At 60.3% G+C, this 20199-nt stretch carries 23 protein-coding genes and 1 pseudogene; 15 read left to right on the plus strand and 9 right to left on the minus strand.

Features of this window, described 5'->3' with window-relative positions:
• Nucleotides 1-33: 33 nt before the first annotated feature.
• The 4 genes from pgsA to ABRP87_RS03180 all read left to right on the plus strand — a co-directional run bounded on the left by pgsA (nucleotide 34) and on the right by ABRP87_RS03180 (nucleotide 2525).
• Entirely contained in the window at nucleotides 34-618 is a 585-nt protein-coding gene (pgsA, locus tag ABRP87_RS03165) for a CDP-diacylglycerol--glycerol-3-phosphate 3-phosphatidyltransferase (protein ID WP_349867693.1), read from the plus strand.
• A gap of 5 nt (nucleotides 619-623) precedes the next feature.
• Nucleotides 624-1139: a CinA family protein gene (locus ABRP87_RS03170; protein WP_349867695.1), complete on the plus strand. Its 516-nt coding sequence runs from the start codon at nucleotides 624-626 to the stop codon at nucleotides 1137-1139.
• 8 nt (nucleotides 1140-1147) lie between these two features.
• Entirely contained in the window at nucleotides 1148-1525 is a 378-nt protein-coding gene (locus tag ABRP87_RS03175) for a helix-turn-helix domain-containing protein (RefSeq protein WP_005278839.1), read from the plus strand.
• A gap of 133 nt (nucleotides 1526-1658) precedes the next feature.
• Nucleotides 1659-2525: a PspA/IM30 family protein gene (locus ABRP87_RS03180; RefSeq protein WP_349867697.1), complete on the plus strand. Its 867-nt coding sequence runs from the start codon at nucleotides 1659-1661 to the stop codon at nucleotides 2523-2525.
• A 125-nt stretch (nucleotides 2526-2650) separates the two neighbouring features.
• On the opposite strand, the gene ABRP87_RS03185 is transcribed toward ABRP87_RS03180, so the two are convergent.
• The 3 genes from ABRP87_RS03185 to ABRP87_RS03195 are packed head-to-tail and all read right to left on the minus strand — an operon-like array spanning nucleotide 2651 to nucleotide 4543.
• The gene (locus ABRP87_RS03185; protein ID WP_349867699.1) at nucleotides 2651-3274 is read right to left on the minus strand and encodes an energy-coupling factor transporter transmembrane component T family protein; all 624 of its coding nucleotides are present in this window, start codon (nucleotides 3272-3274) and stop codon (nucleotides 2651-2653) included.
• A 13-nt stretch (nucleotides 3275-3287) separates the two neighbouring features.
• Nucleotides 3288-3980 (minus strand): energy-coupling factor ABC transporter ATP-binding protein, encoded by a 693-nt coding sequence (locus ABRP87_RS03190; protein ID WP_349867701.1) that lies wholly within the window; start codon nucleotides 3978-3980, stop codon nucleotides 3288-3290.
• Nucleotides 3980-4543 (minus strand): biotin transporter BioY, encoded by a 564-nt coding sequence (locus ABRP87_RS03195; RefSeq protein WP_349867703.1) that lies wholly within the window; start codon nucleotides 4541-4543, stop codon nucleotides 3980-3982. Before ABRP87_RS03195 ends, ABRP87_RS03190 begins: the two co-directional genes overlap by 1 nt.
• 130 nt (nucleotides 4544-4673) lie before the next feature.
• Here ABRP87_RS03195 and ABRP87_RS03200 point away from each other — a divergent pair, with 130 nt between their 5' ends.
• From ABRP87_RS03200 to ABRP87_RS03220, 5 genes are all read left to right on the plus strand, one after another.
• Nucleotides 4674-4889 carry a DUF3046 domain-containing protein gene (locus tag ABRP87_RS03200; protein WP_023028888.1) on the plus strand — a complete coding sequence of 72 codons (216 nt, stop codon included), beginning with the start codon at nucleotides 4674-4676 and terminating at the stop codon, nucleotides 4887-4889.
• Nucleotides 4890-5070: 181 nt separating this feature from the next.
• Entirely contained in the window at nucleotides 5071-6207 is a 1137-nt protein-coding gene (gene recA, locus ABRP87_RS03205; protein WP_023030598.1) for a recombinase RecA, read from the plus strand.
• Between the two features lie 39 nt (nucleotides 6208-6246).
• Complete coding sequence (gene recX / locus ABRP87_RS03210; protein WP_349867705.1) at nucleotides 6247-6846, plus strand: recombination regulator RecX; 600 nt, start codon at nucleotides 6247-6249, stop codon at nucleotides 6844-6846.
• Between the two features lie 183 nt (nucleotides 6847-7029).
• A complete protein-coding gene (gene miaB / locus ABRP87_RS03215; RefSeq protein WP_349867707.1) occupies nucleotides 7030-8556 on the plus strand; it encodes a tRNA (N6-isopentenyl adenosine(37)-C2)-methylthiotransferase MiaB in 1527 nt (508 codons plus the stop codon).
• A 22-nt stretch (nucleotides 8557-8578) separates the two neighbouring features.
• Complete coding sequence (locus ABRP87_RS03220; protein WP_349867709.1) at nucleotides 8579-9205, plus strand: Rv2732c family membrane protein; 627 nt, start codon at nucleotides 8579-8581, stop codon at nucleotides 9203-9205.
• Here ABRP87_RS03220 and ABRP87_RS03225 read toward each other — a convergent pair.
• Nucleotides 9202-10302, minus strand: a complete 1101-nt coding sequence (locus ABRP87_RS03225) for a GNAT family N-acetyltransferase (RefSeq protein WP_349867711.1) — start codon at nucleotides 10300-10302, stop codon at nucleotides 9202-9204. The two genes, ABRP87_RS03220 and ABRP87_RS03225, sit on opposite strands and share 4 nt — an antisense overlap.
• Complete coding sequence (locus ABRP87_RS03230) at nucleotides 10302-11606, minus strand: DUF349 domain-containing protein (protein ID WP_349867713.1); 1305 nt, start codon at nucleotides 11604-11606, stop codon at nucleotides 10302-10304. The genes ABRP87_RS03225 and ABRP87_RS03230 overlap by 1 nt, the downstream gene beginning before the upstream one ends.
• 136 nt (nucleotides 11607-11742) lie before the next feature.
• On the opposite strand from ABRP87_RS03230, the gene ABRP87_RS03235 reads away from it, so the two are divergent.
• Genes ABRP87_RS03235 through dapF form a run of 3 tightly spaced genes read left to right on the plus strand, consistent with a single transcriptional unit; the run spans nucleotide 11743 to nucleotide 14100 of the window.
• Complete coding sequence (locus ABRP87_RS03235; RefSeq protein WP_349867715.1) at nucleotides 11743-12363, plus strand: hypothetical protein; 621 nt, start codon at nucleotides 11743-11745, stop codon at nucleotides 12361-12363.
• Nucleotides 12345-13244, plus strand: a complete 900-nt coding sequence (miaA, locus tag ABRP87_RS03240) for a tRNA (adenosine(37)-N6)-dimethylallyltransferase MiaA (RefSeq protein WP_349867717.1) — start codon at nucleotides 12345-12347, stop codon at nucleotides 13242-13244. The genes ABRP87_RS03235 and miaA overlap by 19 nt, the downstream gene beginning before the upstream one ends.
• A 10-nt stretch (nucleotides 13245-13254) precedes the next feature.
• Nucleotides 13255-14100: a diaminopimelate epimerase gene (gene dapF / locus ABRP87_RS03245; protein WP_349867719.1), complete on the plus strand. Its 846-nt coding sequence runs from the start codon at nucleotides 13255-13257 to the stop codon at nucleotides 14098-14100.
• Between the two features lie 5 nt (nucleotides 14101-14105).
• Here dapF and ABRP87_RS03250 read toward each other — a convergent pair whose 3' ends face one another.
• Both ABRP87_RS03250 and ABRP87_RS03255 read right to left on the minus strand, forming a co-directional pair.
• Complete coding sequence (locus ABRP87_RS03250) at nucleotides 14106-14654, minus strand: hypothetical protein (protein WP_349867721.1); 549 nt, start codon at nucleotides 14652-14654, stop codon at nucleotides 14106-14108.
• Between the two features lie 11 nt (nucleotides 14655-14665).
• Nucleotides 14666-15475: a hypothetical protein gene (locus ABRP87_RS03255; RefSeq protein WP_349867723.1), complete on the minus strand. Its 810-nt coding sequence runs from the start codon at nucleotides 15473-15475 to the stop codon at nucleotides 14666-14668.
• 75 nt (nucleotides 15476-15550) lie between these two features.
• Between ABRP87_RS03255 and hflX the strand changes: the two genes are divergently transcribed.
• The 3 genes from hflX to ABRP87_RS03270 all read left to right on the plus strand — a co-directional run bounded on the left by hflX (nucleotide 15551) and on the right by ABRP87_RS03270 (nucleotide 18756).
• Nucleotides 15551-17059, plus strand: coding sequence for a GTPase HflX (hflX, locus tag ABRP87_RS03260; protein ID WP_023030607.1), 1509 nt, complete (start codon nucleotides 15551-15553; stop codon nucleotides 17057-17059).
• A gap of 32 nt (nucleotides 17060-17091) precedes the next feature.
• A complete protein-coding gene (locus tag ABRP87_RS03265; RefSeq protein WP_349867725.1) occupies nucleotides 17092-18372 on the plus strand; it encodes a uracil-xanthine permease family protein in 1281 nt (426 codons plus the stop codon).
• A 126-nt stretch (nucleotides 18373-18498) separates the two neighbouring features.
• Nucleotides 18499-18756: a hypothetical protein gene (locus tag ABRP87_RS03270; RefSeq protein ID WP_349867727.1), complete on the plus strand. Its 258-nt coding sequence runs from the start codon at nucleotides 18499-18501 to the stop codon at nucleotides 18754-18756.
• Between the two features lie 10 nt (nucleotides 18757-18766).
• Here the strand turns inward: ABRP87_RS03270 and ABRP87_RS03275 are convergent.
• Together ABRP87_RS03275 and ABRP87_RS03280 are read right to left on the minus strand one after the other, a co-directional pair.
• Nucleotides 18767-19894 (minus strand): annotated as a pseudogene (locus ABRP87_RS03275) (IS256 family transposase); the annotation flags it as partial.
• Between the two features lie 22 nt (nucleotides 19895-19916).
• Nucleotides 19917-20199, minus strand: a 283-nt coding sequence (locus tag ABRP87_RS03280) for a transposase (RefSeq protein ID WP_349867729.1), incomplete at its 5' end; no start/stop codon positions are given.

Here is a 20199-nt window from a genome sequence, read left to right on the forward strand (position 1 = left end):
GTGTGCCGCGAGACCATAACCTTAGCGGGTAGTATGTATAGGGTGAATCAACCCGGAGCACAGTCAGCGCAGTCCTCGGATGTGAATCCGCAGGTCTCTAATTGGAATCTGCCGAATGTCCTTACCTGCCTGCGTATCGTTTTCATTCCGGTCTTTGCATGGCTGGTCATCGGTGGCCACCAGTGGTGGTCTTTTGGCGTCTTTGCCGCCTTAATGCTCACGGATAAGCTCGATGGCGATATTGCCCGCGCCCGCGGGTTGATTACCGATTTTGGCAAGATCGCCGACCCCATTGCTGATAAAGCGCTCATGACCACAGCGCTTGTCTGCCTCAATATCGTCGATCAGCTTTCGGTCTGGGTCACCGTCATTATTCTGATTCGCGAATTCGGCATCACCATCTGGCGCATGGCCCTGCTGCGCCGCGGAAAAGTCGTCCCAGCCTCCAAGGGTGGTAAGCTAAAGACCGTCCTGCAGTCTTTCGCCGTGGGCCTATACTTGTGGCCGCTTCCCGCGTGGATGGATATTCCTACCTCCTTCATCATGTGGATGGCCGTCGTGGTAACGGTCGTTACCGGCGTGCAGTATCTCATCGATGGACAGAAGCAAAATAGCTAAACGCAATGACCTTTACAGAATCTGACCTCGTTGCCTCATTAACAGAGCGCCACGAGACCTTGGCCTTCTGCGAGTCGCTGACTGCCGGCCTAGCCAGCGCTACCATCGCTTCGGTGCCTGGAGCATCGGCCGTCCTGCGCGGTGGTCTTGTAACCTATGCCACAGAGGTCAAGTCCCATTTTTTGGATAAACCAGTTTCCGAGATCGAGCGCGTGGGCGTCGTCTCTGGCGAAACCGCAGTCGATATGGCCCGCGCCGCCGCCGCGGAAACCGAGGCCGATTGGGGGATAGGGCTTACCGGCGTTGCCGGGCCGGATAAACAAGAAGGAAAAGATCCCGGCACGGTATTTTTAGGAATCTATTCCGCCGACCGCATAGCGCATTCTTATTGCTTGCACGACTTGGGTACTGAACGCAACGGCATCAGAAAGGCCACGGTAGGAGCAGCCATCGCCCAACTTGGTGCAATCATCAAAAACTTTCCTACTAGTGGGGAACAAATTTCATCGAAGGAGCGTTAAAACTTACGATGAACATTTCTACAGCAGTCCTCGACCACTCGGCGCAGACTGCCGCGGAACCTGCGGCAGCGGCACCATCGGCGCCACAACCTGCCCGCGCCCCCGAGCCACTTTTGCGCGAAGCATTGGGCTTGACCCTGCGTGCTTTCCGCGCGGATAAGTCAGTTACCCTGCGCGAATTGGCTAGCGTTGCCCGCGTGTCACCGGGCTACTTGTCGGAGCTTGAGCGGGGCCGCAAGGAAGTTTCTTCTGAGCTCTTGGCATCCGTGTGCCACGCACTTGACGCGTCTGTGTCGGACGTCCTGATTGAGGCTGCCGGTTATATGGCGTTGCCCTCGATGGATGAAGAGCTCGCGCATACCGCGCCGGCTGCTTCTGAGCTTTAACGCGTGCGCGATTCTGAGAAGAATTGCCGCGGTGGATACCTGCGATTAGTGGCGGCAGAGCCCTAGGCGTTGGGTTACTATGAACACGACAACGCGACGCATTACCACATTCCCTAGAAAGGTCTAGAGCATAATGGCGAATCCATTTGTTAAGGGTTGGAAATACCTGATGGCACTGTTCGATAATAAAATCGAAGAGAACGCCGATCCGAAGGTGCAGATTGAGCAGGCCATCGAAGATGCCCAACGTCAGCACCAAGAGCTTTCGCAGCAAGCGGCGGCGGTCATTGGCAATCAGCGCCAGCTGGAGATGCAACTTAACCGTCGCTTAGCCGAGGTCGAAAAGCTGCAGGGCAATACCCGCCAGGCGCTCGAGCTTGCGGATAAGGCACGCTCCAATGGTGATGAAAACAAGGCCGTGGAGTACGAAAACGCCGCCGAGGCCTTTGCCGCTCAGTTGGTGACCGCAGAAGAGTCTGTGGAGGACACGAAGAAGCTCCACGACCAGGCGTTGCAACAGGCAGAGCAGGCTAAGCGCGCTGTAGAACGCAATAATGCCGCCCTGCGCCAGAAGGTTGATGAGCGTTCGAAGTTGCTATCGCAGCTGGAGCAGGCAAAGATGCAGGAAAAGGTTTCTGAGTCTTTGAACTCCATGAACGAGCTTTCGGCCGGCGGCAACACGCCTTCGCTCGATTCCGTGCGCGATAAGATTGAGCGCCGCTATTCCAAGGCTTTGGGTCAGGCGGAGTTGGCGGAAAATTCTGTCGAAAATCGCATGGCCGAGGTGCAGCAGGCGGGCGTCCAGATGGCCGGCCACTCCCGCTTGGAGCAGATCCGAAGCGAGATGAACTCCACGAAGTCGGTGGAAGGAAACCGCACCCAGGCCATCGAGGGCAATAAGGCCTCTGGGTCCGCTGCAGACCAGGCAGCGCAGCCGACGCAGCCGACCTCGAATGATGATGCCGTCCAAGCTCGCTTGCGAGAGCTGCGCGGAGAGTAACTCTCTCATCCCGCGCTCTTCATAGCGCTAATTGAAAAATAGCCTCCGATCTTTCCTTTGCCGCGTTGAGCGGTGGGGAAAGTCGGAGGTTTTGTAGCGCAAGCCGGGTATGTGCCTTAGTCGTCTTAGTCACCGACGCCGCGGGCCTGGAGGGCTTCGCCAATGGCCCGAGCACGCCGAATGGAGCGAATGATGACGGGCGTGACAAAGGCTGAGGGGGAGAAGCCAGCGCCGCGAGCCTTCCGGGCATCGAGAACCTCGTAGACCGTTTCGAACATGAGGGGGATGAGGCGGATAGTCAAGGACATCGCCAAGCTGATGTTTTCTACTGGGACGCCGAAACGATTCAGCGGCTGGAGGAATTCTTCCAGCGACTCCATGATGGCGTCGACGGTCGAGGTGAGCGTTAGTAAAAAGGCCAGAATCATGGCCGCCAAGATGTTGAGGAACATCACCGCGGCGTAGTCAAAATCCTTGGCCCACCATTGGAAACCGGCGAGGGGGATGAGGATGACCAGGGGTGGCCAGAGTTGGCTCCAGGCAATTCGTGGGGGGATGCGGGCGATGATATAGGTTAGCGCTGCGGCGATCACCGAACCGCCTGCCCACGGCAGAGTATTGAAAAAGATGCTGGTAACTAGGATAAATACCAGCAAGATGAGTATCTTCCAGCTGGGCTTCATCCGGTGGATTACCGTCGTGCCCGGAACGTACACGGAAAGCGGAATATTGGTTCTGCGTCGGGTCATTAGAGGTGGCTTTCTAAAGTGGCCGCTGCGCCATGAGATCTCTGTAAAAATCGATGACTTCTTGGGGAGCGCCATCGGCGGCAACCTTGTGGTCATCGATGCAGATGACACGGTCGAAATCCGTGAGGAACTCCAGATCGTGAGTAACGACGATGAGCTGCTGGTCAAGCTGCGCGAACTCGCGCTTGATGCGGTCGCGATTGCGGAGATCAAGCAGCGTCGTTGGTTCATCGGCGATGATGAGAACCGGGTCGATGACCAGCACTGCGGCTAAGGCGAGCAATTGCTTTTGTCCACCAGAAAGAGTGTGTGGGGAGCGCTCGGCAAATTCTAAAAGCCCGAATCGTTCCAAGGCGGCGTCTACTCGGGCAGTGCGCTCGTCCTTAGATAGCTTGAAGCGGCGCAGGGAAAAAGCGATGTCATCGCGCACATTGGGCATAACGATCTGATTTTCGGCATCAGAAAAGACGAACCCCACCTTTTCGCGCACCTTTTTGCCCTGCTCGCTGGGATTGATGCCGTCGACAGTGACGGTGCCCGCGGTGGGCTCACCCAGGCCATTTATTAGCCGGGTCAGCGTGGATTTTCCGCCGCCATTTTGACCGATGACGCCGATCCGCTGCTCGCTTAATGAGAGGTTGATGTTATCGAGGACCACCGTCTCATCAAAGGCTACCGTGACCGAGGAAAAGTCGATGATGGGCACTAGGAGGCCTTTCTACCCATCAAGTCGGGGAATGCGGAATGAACGCCAACGGCAATGATAACGGCCACGATGAGCTTTGCGGTGTCAACGAGGACGAACGGGCCTTGCGCCGCGATGGCCGGGCCGACGTCTAGTCCGGAGCGAAGCATCAAGCCAATCGCGCCACAGGTGTACTGCACCAGGAGGCCAACGATGGCGGCGATAGCGAAAACCACGGTCATCCCGCCCTTTCCGCGCGGGGCGCGGTAAGCAATGGCGCCCGCGGCGATGGGGGAAAGCACATAACCGACGATGTATCCCACGGTGGGGCCGGCAAGCGCGCGAAGCGTGGTGCCACCGCCTGCCAAAACGGGCAATGCCAAACCGATAAAGAGGAATAGCAAGCCAACGTAGCCGCCGCGTTTTCCGCCCAAGATGAGGCCGGACAAAATGAGCGCGGCGTTTTGCAAGACGATGGGCACGCCGGCGGTGCCTACGGGGATAGAAACGAAGGCTAAAACGATAACGAGGGCGGTAAATACCGCTACATAGGCAATGGTGGTTGCCACGGAGTTCTTCTGCATGGACAAAGATTAGCATCTTGGATAAAGGCGCAGTAGACACACCAATTTGAACGTCGTTCAAGGAGGCTAATTCTGGGGTCCAGGTAAAAGTTTTGGAAATATTTCCATGGTGGTGGGTAGGATTGCGCGCATGCGATTGACGGAGTACCACCAATTGGTTGTGGATGAATTTGGCGAATCAAAAGGGGCGTGGATTAGCCATTCGCATGTTTTATCAGAGCTTAATGGAACGCCGGATGAGCTTATCGAACGTGGCGTCGATCCCCGTCGTGTTTGGATAGGGCTGTGCAATGACTTCGATGTTCCCCAAGAACGCCGTCTCGGCGTAGATTACCCAACCTTATAAGGACTCAGAGAAGCCGAAAAGGCGTGTCTATTTTCGACATTCGAACAGATGTATGTACTCTAGTTGGGGTGTCGGTGTGGGCGACTACAGTGGGATCGCGATGAGGGCGGAACCATTTAGGGTTCTGCAGCAGTCTAATTAAGTGTTCACGCAGCGTCGTACGAGATAAGGATTTATAACAATGGCAACAAAAAAGAAATCATCCTCCGCCGCAACCAAGGGAGATGACCGCAAGAAGGCGCTAGATGCCGCGATGGCCATGATCGAAAAGGATTATGGCAAGGGCGCCGTCATGCGCTTGGGCGATGATGACCGCCCCCCCATCAAGGCCATTTCTTCTGGCAACACAGCAATCGACGTGGCGCTGGGCATCGGCGGCTTTCCGCGCGGGCGAATTGTGGAAATCTATGGCCCAGAGTCTTCCGGTAAGACGACGGTGGCGTTGCATGCCATTGCCTCAGCGCAAAAAGATGGCGGCATTGCAGCGTTTATCGATGCCGAGCACGCCCTCGACCCCCAATATGCACGTCTGCTAGGCGTCGACACCGATAACCTCCTTGTGTCCCAGCCAGATACCGGTGAGCAGGCCCTGGAAATCGCGGATATGCTGGTGCGCTCCGGCGCCATCGACATTATCGTCGTGGACTCCGTGGCGGCATTGACCCCTAAGGCGGAAATCGAAGGCGAGATGGGCGATAGCCACGTCGGCCTGCAGGCCCGCCTGATGTCCCAAGCCTTGCGCAAGATGACCGGTGCGCTATATAACTCCGGCACCACCGCAATCTTCATTAACCAGCTGCGCGAGAAGATCGGTGTGATGTTCGGCTCCCCGGAGACCACCACCGGTGGTAAAGCGCTGAAGTTCTACTCCTCCGTGCGCTGCGATATCCGCCGTATCCAGACGCTGAAGGATGGCCAAGACGCCATCGGTAACCGCACGAAGCTCAAGGTGGTAAAGAATAAGGTTTCCCCGCCGTTCAAGATCGCCGAGTTCGACATCATGTACGGCGAGGGCATTTCTCGCGAGTCCTCCATCATCGATCTCGGCGTAGAAAACGGTTTCATCCGCAAGTCCGGGTCCTGGTTTACTTACGAAGGCGATCAGCTGGGCCAAGGTAAGGAAAAGGCTCGTTCCTTCTTGAAGGACAACCCTGACCTTGCCAATGAGATCGAAAAGAAGATCTTCCAGAAGCTCGGCATTGGGGAAGAGGCGGCAAATGGTGAAGAAGCTACCGCCATGGATGTCCCCGGCTCCGATGACCCATTGACGGATGAATCCGTAGATTTGGTCCCGAACGTCGACTTCGATGACGACTAATCCTGTCCACCAACACTCCCACCGCTTAAAACCCGCGCTATGAATCAACCCGCCCCTGAAAAACTAGAGCAACTCCGCCAGGCCCTTGAAGCCTATGAAAAAGGAGAAGCCGGGGGCGGGCTTTTTGATCGGGAGGCCGAAGAGGCTAAATCAAAGGTTCGGTCCCGCGCATTGGGCTTGCTTGACCAGCGTTCGCGGTCCCGCCAGGAATTGTACGACCGCTTAGTACAAGCCGAATTCGACCCTGAGGTGGTTGACGAGGTCCTCGATGACTTAGCGCATGCGGGCCTCATTAACGATGCCGCCTTTGCCGCCGAATGGGTGCGGCAGCGGCATAAGCGGCGAGGGAAATCGCGCAGCGTCCTCGACCGCGAGCTCCGGGAAAAGGGCGTAAGTCAAGAAGACAGAGACGAAGCCCTTGCCCAAATTGACGCCGCCGATGAAGCGGCAATGGCCCGAGCCTTGGCGGAAAAGAAGGCGCGCAGCGTGAAATCCGTTCCTGTAGATAGGAAGGAACGGGATAAGGCCCTGCGCAGGATCGTGGGCGTATTGGCGCGCCGCGGGTTCAACGAGGGGATGTCCTTAAACATTGCCATTAGTGCCCTCGAGGAACGGTGCGAGGAGCTGTCGTCTCCTTAAATCCGGCGAATGGGGCTTAGTGCCTTGTTGGCTCCATCCTAGTGACTCGCACACGCGCCCCACCCATCGCTGACCCGCGCCCCGACGCGCCGCACTATGCGCCCGATTCCGCCTGCCCGCCTGCACGGGCGCCGAGTCGCGACGGTTATGAGTTGTTCTGGGTGATGGCTAGACTATGCCGACGTGGAGCAGACAATTCCTGAAACCCGTACCTATGAAGTCCGAACCTTCGGCTGCCAGATGAATGTGCACGATTCCGAGCGCATTTCTGGCCTGCTGGAGGAAGCTGGCTACGCGGCCGCAGACGAGGCCACGGAGCCGGATCTCATCGTCTTTAACACGTGCGCTGTCCGTGAAAATGCCGACAAGCGCCTCTACGGCACGCTGGGTGCATTGAAGAAGACAAAGGAGAACCATCCCGGCATGCAAATCGCCGTGGGCGGTTGCCTTGCACAAAAGGATAAGGACACCGTCCTCGACAATGCACCGTGGGTGGATGCCGTCTTCGGAACCCACAATATGGCAGCGTTGCCAACTCTCCTTGAGCGCGCCCGCCATAACGAGGAAGCTCAGGTCGAGATCGTCGATTCGCTAGAGGCGTTCCCCTCCGTATTGCCCGCTAAGCGCGAATCCGCCTACGCGGGTTGGGTATCGGTATCCGTGGGTTGCAATAACACCTGTACCTTCTGCATCGTTCCCTCCCTGCGCGGCAAGGAAGAGGACCGCCGGCCGGGCGATATTCTGGCCGAGGTACAGGCACTGGTGGATCAGGGAGTTTCTGAGGTCACCCTCTTGGGCCAAAACGTCAACGCTTACGGCGTGAATTTCGCCGACCCAGAAATGCCACGCGACCGCTTTGCTTTCTCGAAGCTGCTGCGCGAAGTGGGCAAGATCGATGGCCTCGAGCGCCTGCGGTTTACCTCCCCGCACCCGGCGGAATTTACCTCGGATGTCATCGATGCCATGGCGGAAACCCCGGCGGTGTGCCCGCAGTTGCACATGCCGCTGCAGTCCGGCTCGGATAAGGTCTTGAAGGACATGCGCCGTTCCTACCGCACGAAGAAGTTCCTGCGCATCCTCGATGAGGTCCGTGAGAAGATTCCGAACGCGGCGATTACCACCGATATCATCGTTGGTTTCCCGGGCGAGACCGAAGAGGATTTCCAGGCTACCATGGACTTGGTCCGCCGCGCCCGCTTCGCCTCGGCATTTACCTTCCAGTACTCCGCGCGCCCTGGCACCCCTGCGGCGGAGATGGACAACCAGATCCCTAAGGAAGTCGTCCAGGATCGCTTCGAGCGGCTCGTTGCGTTGCAAGATAGCATCCAGGCGGAAGAGAACCAGAAGCTCGTGGGCACTGAGGTGGAGCTCTTGGTCCAGGCAGAGGGCGGACGCAAGAACGATGAGACCCACCGCATGTCGGGTCGAGCCCGCGATGGGCGCCTCGTGCACTTTAGCCCCATTGATGACAACGGCGCGGACATCTCCGCCGAGATTCGCCCCGGCGACGTCGTGCGCACCAAGGTCACGGGTGCAGGCTCGTTCTTCCTGCTTGCCGATGCCGCAGTAGCTGCCCACACCCGCACCAAGGCCGGCGACATGTCGGCAGCAGGCCAAACCCCCACTACCGCTCCGATTGGGGTGGGCTTGGGACTGCCGGGCATCGGCAAGCCTGCTGGCGCTGCTGCAGCGGATTCTTGCGGCTGCTAACCGGGGAGTAGGCTAGGGTGCCATGAGAGAGCGAAATACCACCACCGCCGCCCAGGAGGCGGCACAGGCGGAACGCCGAGCAGCACAAACCATGGATTTGCGTGGGCAGAAGGTGACGCTGTGGATCGCTGTGGCGGCCTATATTGTCTACCTCATCGTTCCTTATGCCGGCTCCGCCCACGGGTGGCAGGCCTTAAGCTTTGGCACCACCGAGGACGGGGTGAAGATCTCGTTGATGGAGACCGTCTCCGCGTGGCTCGCGCTACTTGGCGTGGGCGTGCTGACGACGGCAACCCTGCTGACCCGCCGCGCCACGCTCGGGCTGATTGCGTGGATGATGGTGACGGTTTCTTTCTTCGTTAACCTGTGGGGCTTTTGGTACCGCGGCTCTACTGCGGATGCCCCGGCCATTGGCATGTGGGTGGGCATGCTGGCGACCTTCTTGGCCTTCTTAGGCTTTAGCCTCGTCGCCCTGCGCCGCAGCCCAGAGCAGCGCGCGGCAGAAGAAAAGGTTCGCGCCTCGGCGGGCCAGCTGGATGAGGTAGGCAAATTCCAGTCCGATATTGCGTCCCCGCAGCCGCAGGAGATGCTTGTCGATGACCGCCGGAAAAAGGCCGCCGAGCGCCACCGCCACCAACACGAAGGCTAAAGGTGGAGCTCCCAGGCAGAAGACTGGGAGATTTCCCGCGCCCCGAGCCGCGCATACAGCGCGTTCATGGCGGCGTCGCCGGCTGCGACGGAACAATAGCAGCGGCGCACCTGTGGCCACGCTTGGTTGACCTCGTGCAGGGCGGTGAGTTTTGCCAATTGTGCTAGGCCTTGCCGGCGGTGGTCGCGGTCGGTGACTGTGAGGGTCCATTCGCAGACCTCCGGATCTGCGGCCTCGTGCCGCGCCAGCTCCGTGAGCGCTACGACGTCCCCAGCATCATCGACGAGCGCTACGAGCAGCGTATGCCCGCGCCGCGAGCGCAGGCGTTGGTGAGCCTCCTCCAACCGCTGCCGGGACCACACGATGGGCTCGGTGGATAAAGTGCCGGTATCGGCATCCGCGGAGGCAACCGTTAAAAGGCGCATGACATCGTCGATATGTTCTTCCGGAATGGCATAGTCCTGCCAGACCGCGGCCGAAAGCCCGGGCGGAAAGAGAGCGGCAGCTGGGTGCTCGGGAATATCGATGGCTAATTGCCGCTCGCTATGGCGCTGCGTAAAGCCCAGGGATTGGTAGACCTCCGCCATTGCGTCATATTCCGGTGCCGTCTCCGGCGGGTGCAGCAAGCCCACGTGCGCGACGCTGCGGCCAAGCTGCTGGGTGATTTTTAAGGCGGTATCTCCCATCCAGGTAGCCACCTTTTGCCCCTCGGCATCAAGGGGTTCACCTGGCAGCGGCAGATCGCAAAGGACGCACTCGATTTCCGCGGCATTGCGCTCTTCTAAAAGTGGCAGGCTGATGTGGATAAATCCCACGTAGTCCAGCTCGGGGCTCGGTGCGGTGGCGGGGATCTGGGGCAGACCGAGCTCGGAGACGGGCCCGAGCGTCGCCGGGCCATCGACCACCGCGAAAAGGTAGGTCTGCGATTCGCCCGAACCCTGCAGGCGGTGCACCACGCGGCTAGGTGAGGTCGAGGCCGCCGCATCGCCGCTTGCTTCCTGCGCCGCCAGGTTTGCCCAGAAAACAAAGGATCGGATGCAATCCGCCGGTTCAGCCTCGGCTACCTGGGTCGGGCGCGCAATCTGAACGAGGTGCACTATTTATCGTTGACGGCATTGGCAGCGGCATCGGCAAATTCCTGCCATTGCTCCGCCTGCGCGCGCAGCTCCGCGGCCTTCTTCTCCTTGCCCTTAGCCTCCGCGGCCGCGGACTGGGCCTTGAAGTCTTCCACCTTGGCCTGGAATTGGGCCACGCGAGCCTGCGCTTCAGGGTCGGTGCGCCGCCATTCGGATTCTTCTGCTTGGGTGACGCGCTTTTCTAGCTGCTCAATCTTGGATTCGTACTCGCGCACCTGGTTGCGGGGCACGAAGCCGATTTCCTCCCACTTTTCCTGCAGCTCGCGCAGCTTAGCCTTGGCCTTGTCCATGCTTTGCGACGGATCGATCAGGCTATCGTATTCCGCAAGCAGCGCATCCTTCGCCTTGGCGTTTTCGGCGAACTCGCGGTCCCGCTCGTCGTTGACCGCATTGCGGGCATCAAAGAAGCGGTCCTGTGCGGCGCGGAACTTCGCCCACAGCTGGTCATCGACCTCGCGCGGGGCGCGGCCGGCAGCCTTCCACTCCGCCATCAGATCGCGGTAAGCGCGGGCGGTGGGGCCCCAATCGGTGGAGTCCTGGATGGCTTCAGCGCGCTCGACGAGCTCTTCCTTCTTCTTTCGCGCCGCCGCGCGGGCGCGGTCGAGATCCGCAAAGTGCGACCCGCGGCGCCTATTAAAGGAATCGCGGGCGCGCGAATAGCGCTTCCACAGGCCGTCATCGGTCTTCTTATCGATGCCCTTAATCTGCTTCCACTCTTCCAAAATGGCGCGGATGCGGTCGCCGGCGGCCTTCCATTCCGTGGAATTTTCGGCGATCTCTTCGGCCTCGGCGGCGAGCTTTTCCTTCGCCGCAATCGCGTCCTGACGGCGCTTTTCCCGCTCCGCCTGTGCCTGTTCACCGGCCACGACCGAGTGATCAATAACCGCCGCGAGGCGGCGATCCAGCGCCGCGATATCGCCAATGACCGCAGCGGTAGGCAGGGTCTCGCGGAGTTCGGCGGCGGTCTGCTTGATTCCTGCGGCCTCGCTGGGATTGGCGCGCAGGCGAGCCTCCAGGAGCTCGATCTCGGTGGCTAGGTCATCATACCGGGCGCCGAAGTGCTCGAGGCCCTCCTGCGCAGAGCCTGCCTGCCATTCTCCAATCTTGCGCTCGCCCTCGGGGGCGGACACGAAGACGGACCCATCGGCATCGACGCGCCCCCACTTGGCCGGATCGTTTTTGCTCGGTGATTGCACGGGCACGGGCTTGGCTGTGGGGTGGGGGCCCTTCTTGGGCATGGAACCTGGGGTAGGGGTGGGAGACATGGAAAGCCCTCCTAGACATATATCGCCGCGCGTCACGGCTGCCGGATGAAATCACTGGTTACATTACCGCGAAAAATCGCCGTGTGCCTAGAATCTATTTAATTACCTCCTCTTGGGTAGATAGTATGGAGGAATAATGTTCAATCTCATGGTTATGCCCGCCTCGCCGGCGCTGGCAGTCGAGCTAGCCCCCAACGACGCCGCTTCACGGGCGCTGCTGGCAGCGGCGCGCACGCTGGCGGTCGAAGCCGCAGCCGCCGGCATTGACGAAGCAGAAATTATCGGATCCCGCTCCTCGCGGTGGCATACCCGCCACGCGGGAAGCCTACGCGCCTGGGGAGCCGACCAGGTGCACGTGGGCGCCGGAAACTACCTACCAGAGATCATGGCACACTACGTCCTTTCCACGGTCCCACAGATAACGGTGCGCGATAGCCGCGACCGCCTGGGCACGCCAGACCCAAAGGTCCTTAGCATCGTGGTCGCAGACGGCAGCGCAGGCCTTACCGAGAAAGCACCGCTGGCCCTTATCCCCGGCGCGCAGGAGGCGCACCGGTGGTGCGAGGAGGTGTTGATGGGGGCATCGGCAAGCAGCGAGGCCGAATGGCTGAAGCAACGCGGCGTGGAAGAGCCAGCGCTCTGGCTCGAGCTTGCCGGCCGCACGCCCAAGCGCGCGCAGGTCCGGGCGACGGACGCCACCCTCGGGGTAGGCCGCTACGTGGCAGGTTGGGAGGTAGCATGCGCCCCATCGCAGTAGTTGGCCCCACCGCGTCCGGCAAATCCGCGCTCGGGCTGGCCCTTGCCCATGAACTGGGTGGGGAAGTGGTCAATGTCGATTCCATGCAGCTATACCGCGGCATGGATATCGGGACCGCGAAGCTTTCCCCCGCAGAGCGCGAGGGCATCCCGCATCACCAACTCGATGTCTGGGACGTGACGGAGACTGCTTCCGTGGCGCGCTATCAGCAGGCGGCCTTGCGCGATATCGAGGACATCATGTCCCGCGGAAAAACGCCCATCCTCGTGGGCGGATCCATGCTCTATGCCCAGGCGTTGGTGGATGACTGGCAATTCCCGCCGACCGATCCGCAGGTGCGGGCCAAATACGAGGCCCGCCGCGCCGATATCGGAACCGACGCGCTCCACGCCGAGCTTGCGCGCGTCGATCCGGCCGCCGCCGCCATCATCGAGGATAAAGACCCCCGCCGCACCGTCCGGGCGCTCGAGGTTATCGAGTTGACCGGCAAGCCCTTTAAGGCCAGCCAGCCGCCGAAGAACGGCCCGCCCCGGTGGGGGACGAAGCTGCTGGGGCTGCGCACAGATAGCGAGTGGTTGAACCCGCGCATCGAAAAGCGCACGCGCCTTATGTTTGAGCAAGGTCTCGTCGAGGAAGTAGAGCGCCTGCAGGATAAGGGGCTTGTGGCCGATTCCACCGCGGGTCGCGCCATTGGCTATGCGCAGGTTCTACAAGCCCTGCGCGGCGATCTGACCTGGGAGGATGCCGTGGAGTGCACGATTACTGGCACCCGCCGGTACGTGCGCCGCCAGCGTTCCTGGTTCAACCGCGATAAGCGCATTACCTGGCTCGATGCCGCGGGCGATACTACCGCCGAGGCTTTGTATGTGCTGCGGCGCTAGGGTAGAGGGTATGAAATTTGCCAAAGGCCATGGAACTGAAAATGACTTCGTCATCGTAGAAGACTTCGACGCCAAAACGCCGCTCTCACCGGATCGCGTGGCGGCGCTGTGTGACCGCCGGGCAGGAATCGGCGGCGATGGCCTGCTGCGGGTGGTTCGCGCCGGCGCCCTCGTGGACGCGGGCGAGCTGGCGGCCTTGCCGGACGGGGTGGATGCTGCCGATTGGTTCATGGATTACCGCAACGCCGATGGGTCCGTGGCGGAAATGTGCGGCAACGGCACCCGCGTCTTTGCCCATTGGTTGCGCTCGCACGACTTGGTTGGCGAGGACGCATTCACCATCGGCACCCGGGCGGGCGCCAAGCAGGTAACGGTGCATTCCTGTGATGCCACTGCCGCTAGCGTCACTGTGGAGATGGGGCCCGCGCGCGTGACCGGGGTGTCCACGGCCTCCGTAGGCGGTGAGTCCTACGCCGGCCTCGGGGTGGATATGGGCAACCCGCACCTTGCGGCCGTCATTCCAGGCCTGGAACCGGAAGCTTTGGCTACCAAGGAACTCACGGCGCCGGTCTACGATGAGTCCTTCTTCCCGGGTGGCGTGAACTTTGAGCTGGTTACCCCGCTGCGGGAGGGACACGTGCATATGCGCGTCTTCGAGCGCGGGGTTGGGGAGACGCAGTCTTGTGGCACGGGCACGGTTGCGGCAGCTATCGCCGCGCTTGCCGATGCCACCCAAGCTCTCGGCACCGTCCACGTCCACGTTCCCGGCGGCGAGGTCACCGTTGAGGTCTATGAGAACGGCACGCGCTTGACGGGACCGTCCGCCATCGTCGCTACGGGCGAAACGAGCCTGTAAGGGGCTTAGTTTTCGTCGTCGATCTGCCGCGTGCGGTAATCCGGGCCGAGCCGGAATGCCGCGCGGCGGGCAGCTAGCCACGATTCTTTTAGCTCGCGGGCGCGCTCATCGGTGACGCGGAGGAGGGCTTCCAAGTCCTGCGTGCGCATGCCGTGGGCGTGGATGCGGATATTGAGGCGGCGGAGGAAGCGGCGCGCCCCAGCCAACTCGTAGTGGAACGCATCGATGGCGGGGTGGGAACAGTCGAGGTCCAGCAGCGCGGGCCGGTATAGTGTGCGATCCGCCAGCGGCTCGGCCTCCGTGGACGTTTCGAATTCCTCGAATTCGGCGATGACGTCCTGGATATCGTCTGCCGAAAGCGAAATGGAGCTGCGCAGGGCCTGTCTTTCCGCGGTATCGGGGCGCGTGCGCAGCATGAACCACCCCGCGCCCACCAGCATGGCGGCGATGATGAGGCCGGGCAGTTTTAGCGTTACAACGATCGCGATCGCGCAAAGGACCAAGAGGACAAAGACAAGTGTCCTCCGGTTTTGCGGATCGCTAAGGAAAGGCATGGCCTAAAAATCTAGTGCCCGCCGCAGCCGCAACCGCCGGATCCACAACCGCACCCGCCATCGCCGCAACCGCCGGACGGCATGTCAATAGCGGCGGTGAGCAGGGCCGTACCGGAGATCACGGAATCCTTGGCCGGCAATTCCCCACGGTCCGCCGGCAGGCAGAGATCGAAGGGGAATAGCCCATCCATGACGAGGTGCGCGAATTTCTCGCCGGTGAGTTCATTGGTGCGCCATTCGGCTTCCATCACCCGGGCGGCAAAGGTGGCCGCAGGAGTGGGGGCCTGTGCGCCCGAGCCCGAAGCGATGACGCGGGCGCCTTCGGATTCAAAAAGGGCGGGGTACTCGCCGGTTTCGGCTTCGAATGCGGCCGGGGACTCGTAGGTGGTGATATCAAGACCCATGGCGGTCAGCGATACCTGCTGCCATTCCTGCCGCGGTTCTTCTGCCAACAACGGTCCCTGCGCGAGGTTCGCCGTGACCTGCGCCAGCGGCGTGCCGAACGGATCGATGATATCCATGATCGCCAGCACGTCATTAAACATCTCCACGTGGGCAAAACCCTGCGTAACCGCATCGAAACCGATAAAGGTGGCGTAGGGCTCAACCGCCAAGATATTAAGTTGGGCACCCGAAGGATCGCCGTATTGGATGAGCTGGCCGCCGCGCACCTCACCGGTTACGGCAAGGCGGTCCGTGGCGATGGCTGCCTCGACCGCGTCCTGCCAGCGTTCGAAATCCAGGCCGATGGCCTGCATTTCGGTATTCTTTTTCTGGGTAGTAGTCGTTGGCCTAGCCTGCGTCGTTTCCATAGGCACCATTGTATCGCTTTGTCCAGTAAGCCCGGAAACCGCAATTCCCGTTTTGCCGCCTAACGTGCCAAAATAGATTGCAATATGAACAAATTTTCCCCGCAGAATTCTGATAGCTCCGCGAGCAAGGACGAACTTCTCGCCCAGGCCTTCCGCGACCACGCGGATACCCCACAGGAAACCACGCCGACCAGCGGCGATCTAGATTTGGCCGAGCGCAACGCCTTCCGCCGCGTTACCCGCGAGACCTCCATCCGCGCCGAGGACACCACCGATGGCTACGAGGTGGAATACCGAAAACTGCGCCTCGAGCGCGTCATCCTCGTGGGCGTGTGGACCGAGGGCACCGTAGCGGAGGTCGAGGCCACGATGGATGAGCTAGCCGCCCTGACCGAGACCGCCGGCGCCGACGTGGTCGAAATGATCTACCAAAAGCGCGATAAACCGGACCCTGGCACCTTCATCGGCTCGGGCAAGGTAAAAGAGCTCCACGATATCGTCGAGGCCACCGGCGCCGATACCGTCGTGTGCGATGGTGAGCTGAACCCCGGCCAGCTCACGGCATTAGAGCGCGCGCTCAATACCAAGGTCATCGACCGCACCATGCTCATCTTGGACATCTTTGCCCAGCACGCAAAGTCCAAGGAGGGCAAGGCGCAGGTCTCGCTGGCGCAGCTGGAATACCTCTATACCCACACCCGCGGTTGGGGCGGCAACCTTTCGCGCCAGGCTGGTGGCCGCGCCGGTTCCAATGGCGGCGTCGGCCTGCGCGGGCCCGGTGAAACCAAGATCGAGACCGACCGCCGGCGCATCCGCACCGAGATGGCGCGCCTGCGCAAGGAATTGCGCGGGATGAAAACCGCCCGCGAGGTAAAGCGCTCCAGGCGCCAGTCCTCCACGATTGCCCAGATCGCCATTGCGGGCTATACCAACGCCGGTAAATCCTCGCTCATTAATGCCATGACGAACGCGGGCGTGCTTGTGGAAGACGCGCTTTTTGCCACCTTGGATCCCACGACGCGCCGCGCCTCGCTTGCCGATGGCCGCCAGGTCGTCTTCACCGATACCGTCGGCTTCGTTCGCCACCTGCCCACCCAGCTGGTGGAGGCCTTCAAGTCCACCCTGGAAGAGGTGCTCGCCGCCGATATCATGCTGCACGTCGTGGACGGATCGGATCCGTTCCCGCTCAAGCAAATCGAGGCGGTCAATAAGGTCATCTACGATATTGTCAGCGAGACTGGTGAGCAGGCCCCGCCGGAAATCATCGTGATCAATAAGATTGACCAGGCCGATCCGCTCGTGCTCGCGGAGCTGCGCCACGTCCTGGATCATGAGGACGTCGTCTATGTTTCGGCGCGCACGGGGGAGGGCATCGACGAGCTGAGCGCGCGCGTGGAGCTCTTCCTCAACTCGCGCGATAGCCACGTTAAGCTGCAGGTTCCCTTCACCCGCGGCGATGTCGTCTCCCGCGTGCATGCTGAGGGCACCGTGCGCAGCGAGGAATACACCGAGGACGGCACGCTTGTCGATGTCCGCCTGCCCGCCACCACCGCCCGCGAGCTCGCCGAATTCATCGTGGAGGAAGATTCTTAAAATTCGTGCTCCATGGGCCATAATGGTGGTTCGTGAGCATACTAGGTTGGACCGTCCACGGCGACGGTAAGAAGATTGCACCTGGCGCCGTGGTCGCGCCCGAGGAACGACTAAGTTGGGGCCGAACCATTGGCATCGGCATGCAGCATGTGGTGGCGATGTTCGGTGCCACGCTGTTGGTGCCCACCCTGACCGGCTTTCCGGTCAATACCACGCTGCTGTTTTCCGGCATCGGTACCATCCTCTTCCTGCTGATTACGCGCAATCGCCTGCCGTCCTACCTGGGGTCATCGTTTGCCTTCATCGCCCCGCTGACCGCCTCGCAGCAATACGGGATTGCGGCGCAGGCCGGATCCATTCTGGTGACCGGTTTGGTGCTGGTGGCGGTCGGATTCGTGGTCAAGGCTGCCGGCAGGCGGGTACTCGATGCGGTGATGCCACCGGCGGTTACCGGCGCCATCGTCGCGCTCATCGGGCTTAATTTGGCGCCGAATGCGGCCGAGAACTTCGCCAGCCAGCCCTTGGTCGCGGGCATCACGCTGCTGGTTATTCTCCTAGCCACCGTCGCCGGGCGCGGCATGGTCTCGCGCCTGTCCATCCTCATCGGCGTGGTCGTCGGCTGGATTTTCGCCGCCCTGACCGGCAACTTGGGCGAAGGCGCCAAGGACGCCATCGATGCTGCCCCGTGGGTTGGCCTGCCCGAATTCCACGCCCCAGAGTTCCATCTTTCCGCGATCGCCGTGGCTTTGCCGGTGCTCGTGGTGCTGATTGCGGAAAACGTCGGGCACGTCAAGGCTGTCTCCGAGATGACCAACCGCGATTTGGATGACCTCGCCGGCGATGCGCTGATTGCCGATGGTCTCGCCTCCTCCCTCGCCGGCGGCTTCGGCGGTTCCGGTACCACCACCTACGCCGAGAATATCGGCGTCATGGCTGCCACGCGCGTCTATTCCACCGCTGCCTATTGGGTCGCCGCCCTCACCGCCATCCTGCTGGCCTTCGTTCCGAAGTTCGGCGCGCTGATTTTCACCATCCCCACCGGCGTGCTTGGCGGGGCCACCCTCGTGCTCTACGGTCTTATCGGCATGCTGGGCGTGCGCATCTGGATGGATAATGAGGTCAACTTCAATAACCCGGTGAACCTTACGGCGGCCGCGGTGGCCTTGATCGCGGGCATCGGCAACCTGACCCTGACCGTGGGTGGGGTGAGCCTGGAGGGCATCGCCTGGGGCTCTGTCGGCATCATCATTGCGTATCCGATCATGCGAAAGCTGTACGAAACTGTGGGCGAAGGTAACGGCGCTAAGTACTAAAATTTGTGGATAACTTTGTTGAACCCGCCGCGAAATAGGGCCGTGGCGGTACGGTTCGCCGCGTAATCCACAGGCCTTCGTGCGTGCGGTCGCTGATGCACCGGGTTCTGCGCTGTACTAGGCGGCATGAACGCACTCGACCGTTACTTATCCGCGCTGGGCCAGGGGATGGACATCATCGCTGCCGCCCAGGGCTTAAGCGAGCGCGACTTGGTGCAGCGCGGCGCCAGCGACATCGCCGCGCGCGAGGTGGTGCATCTTTGCGATGTCTATTTTGGCCGCTGTGCCTTGGTCAAGTCCGGTGGAGTGGTGTATCTGTCCTTTCTGAATCGGTGGATCGGGGGACAGTGTCAGGGGCGGTGTTGGGGTCCGTCTCGGGGTTGATGTTGGTTCATTAGGAGGCTGCCTTGATGGTGTCTGCGTCGTTGGCGTGGATGGTATTGGTAGCTCGTCGGGTGTGTTCCAAGCTTGCTAGTGACATATAACGTTTCTGCTGAATCCAATCGTCATGCTGTTCAGCTAGTACGGCGCCGACGAGGCGGATGACTGCTGCGCGGTTGGGAAATATTCCTACAACGTCGGTACGCCGCCTGATTTCACGGTTCAAACGCTCTGTTGGATTATTGGACCATACCTTCGTCCATACAGCTTTGGGCGTGGCTGTAAACGCGAGTATCTCATCTAATGATTCTTCCAGGTAGTCGGCTGCGTCGGGGAAACGCTGCGTGCAGAAATCTACGACCTGGCGGGCTTGGTCCCAGGTAGCTTGCGCGTCGGTTTGCTGGAAGATGGAGTGAAACATTCCCGATAGTGTTGTCCACTGGCGTTTTGACACTTTTGACGACAGGTTCTTAGCAAAATGTGTCCGGCAGCGTTGCCAACCTGCAGTAGGTAGTACTTGACCAACAGCTGCTTGGATTCCTAGGTGTGCATCGCTGGTAACGAGATAGACTTCGCCAAGACCACGGGCTTTGAGGTCTTGGAAGAATCCGGTCCATGATTCCACGGATTCTGATGTTGCGACCTGCATGCCTAGTAGTTCACGGTAGCCGTCTTTGTTAACACCGGTAGCGATAAGCACACTGGTTTTAACGACACGTCCGCCTTCGCGGACTTTCATGGTCAACGCGTCACAGGACAGGTAGTAATACGGTCCTGAATCCAGTGGGCGGGCTCTAAAGTCAGCGACCATCTCGTCGAGTTCTTTGGCCATGTCAGACACTTGTGATTTCGACAGATTGTTAATACCCAGCGTGGCCACCACATCATTCATGCGTCTAGTGGAGACCCCTTTGAGATAACACGTGGCTATCACGGTAGTCAGGGCTCTTTCGGTGCGGGTGCGCCTTTCTAAGAGCCAGTCGGGAAAGAATGCGCCGTGACGTAGTTTCGGGATAGCAACATCAATGCTTCCTACCCTGGTGTCTAAAAAGCGGTGACGGTAGCCATTGCGGGTATTAGTCCGTTGTGGAGATACCGTGGCGTAATCAGCGCCGCAGACCGTGTCAGCTGAGCGTGTCAAGTTGTTTGTGTGTGGGGTCGGACTATAGGTATTTGTCGAAGCGGTCGGGAAAGGCCACGGCCATTTGGTTGATGGCTTGTTTCCAGCCGGATACTCGTGCTCCTTCCACGAGTCTGCCGGCTGTCGCTGAGGCCCGTTTGCCCTGCTTCGCCCTCTTGGCAGCTCGTCTGTCTTCAATATTGCAGATCATCAACCACAGCGTTTTCAGCGCTGATTCGTCGTTGGTGAACTGCACCCTGTTGCGGGTAGCTTTACGCAGTTCATTGTTGAATGATTCAATCGAATTCGTCGTATAGATTACCTTC

Source organism: Corynebacterium sp. KPL2830, assembly GCF_040225635.1.
Taxonomy (GTDB): Bacteria; Actinomycetota; Actinomycetes; order Mycobacteriales; family Mycobacteriaceae; genus Corynebacterium.

Excerpts from the sequence above, each read along its gene's own strand:
- ABRP87_RS03235 (WP_349867715.1), top strand. The coding sequence starts at position 11,743 with ATGTTCAATCTCATGGTTATGCCCGCCTCGCCGGCGCTGGCAGTCGAG.
- ABRP87_RS03230 (WP_349867713.1), bottom strand. The coding sequence starts at position 11,606 with ATGTCTCCCACCCCTACCCCAGGTTCCATGCCCAAGAAGGGCCCCCAC.
- ABRP87_RS03180 (WP_349867697.1), top strand. The coding sequence starts at position 1,659 with ATGGCGAATCCATTTGTTAAGGGTTGGAAATACCTGATGGCACTGTTC.
- miaA (WP_349867717.1), top strand. The coding sequence starts at position 12,345 with ATGCGCCCCATCGCAGTAGTTGGCCCCACCGCGTCCGGCAAATCCGCG.
- dapF (WP_349867719.1), top strand. The coding sequence starts at position 13,255 with ATGAAATTTGCCAAAGGCCATGGAACTGAAAATGACTTCGTCATCGTA.
- recX (WP_349867705.1), top strand. The coding sequence starts at position 6,247 with ATGAATCAACCCGCCCCTGAAAAACTAGAGCAACTCCGCCAGGCCCTT.
- hflX (WP_023030607.1), top strand. The coding sequence starts at position 15,551 with ATGAACAAATTTTCCCCGCAGAATTCTGATAGCTCCGCGAGCAAGGAC.
- ABRP87_RS03200 (WP_023028888.1), top strand. The coding sequence starts at position 4,674 with ATGCGATTGACGGAGTACCACCAATTGGTTGTGGATGAATTTGGCGAA.
- recA (WP_023030598.1), top strand. The coding sequence starts at position 5,071 with ATGGCAACAAAAAAGAAATCATCCTCCGCCGCAACCAAGGGAGATGAC.
- ABRP87_RS03195 (WP_349867703.1), bottom strand. The coding sequence starts at position 4,543 with ATGCAGAAGAACTCCGTGGCAACCACCATTGCCTATGTAGCGGTATTT.
- ABRP87_RS03220 (WP_349867709.1), top strand. The coding sequence starts at position 8,579 with ATGAGAGAGCGAAATACCACCACCGCCGCCCAGGAGGCGGCACAGGCG.
- ABRP87_RS03170 (WP_349867695.1), top strand. The coding sequence starts at position 624 with ATGACCTTTACAGAATCTGACCTCGTTGCCTCATTAACAGAGCGCCAC.
- ABRP87_RS03250 (WP_349867721.1), bottom strand. The coding sequence starts at position 14,654 with ATGCCTTTCCTTAGCGATCCGCAAAACCGGAGGACACTTGTCTTTGTC.
- ABRP87_RS03270 (WP_349867727.1), top strand. The coding sequence starts at position 18,499 with ATGAACGCACTCGACCGTTACTTATCCGCGCTGGGCCAGGGGATGGAC.
- ABRP87_RS03255 (WP_349867723.1), bottom strand. The coding sequence starts at position 15,475 with ATGGTGCCTATGGAAACGACGCAGGCTAGGCCAACGACTACTACCCAG.
- ABRP87_RS03185 (WP_349867699.1), bottom strand. The coding sequence starts at position 3,274 with ATGACCCGACGCAGAACCAATATTCCGCTTTCCGTGTACGTTCCGGGC.
- pgsA (WP_349867693.1), top strand. The coding sequence starts at position 34 with ATGTATAGGGTGAATCAACCCGGAGCACAGTCAGCGCAGTCCTCGGAT.
- ABRP87_RS03175 (WP_005278839.1), top strand. The coding sequence starts at position 1,148 with ATGAACATTTCTACAGCAGTCCTCGACCACTCGGCGCAGACTGCCGCG.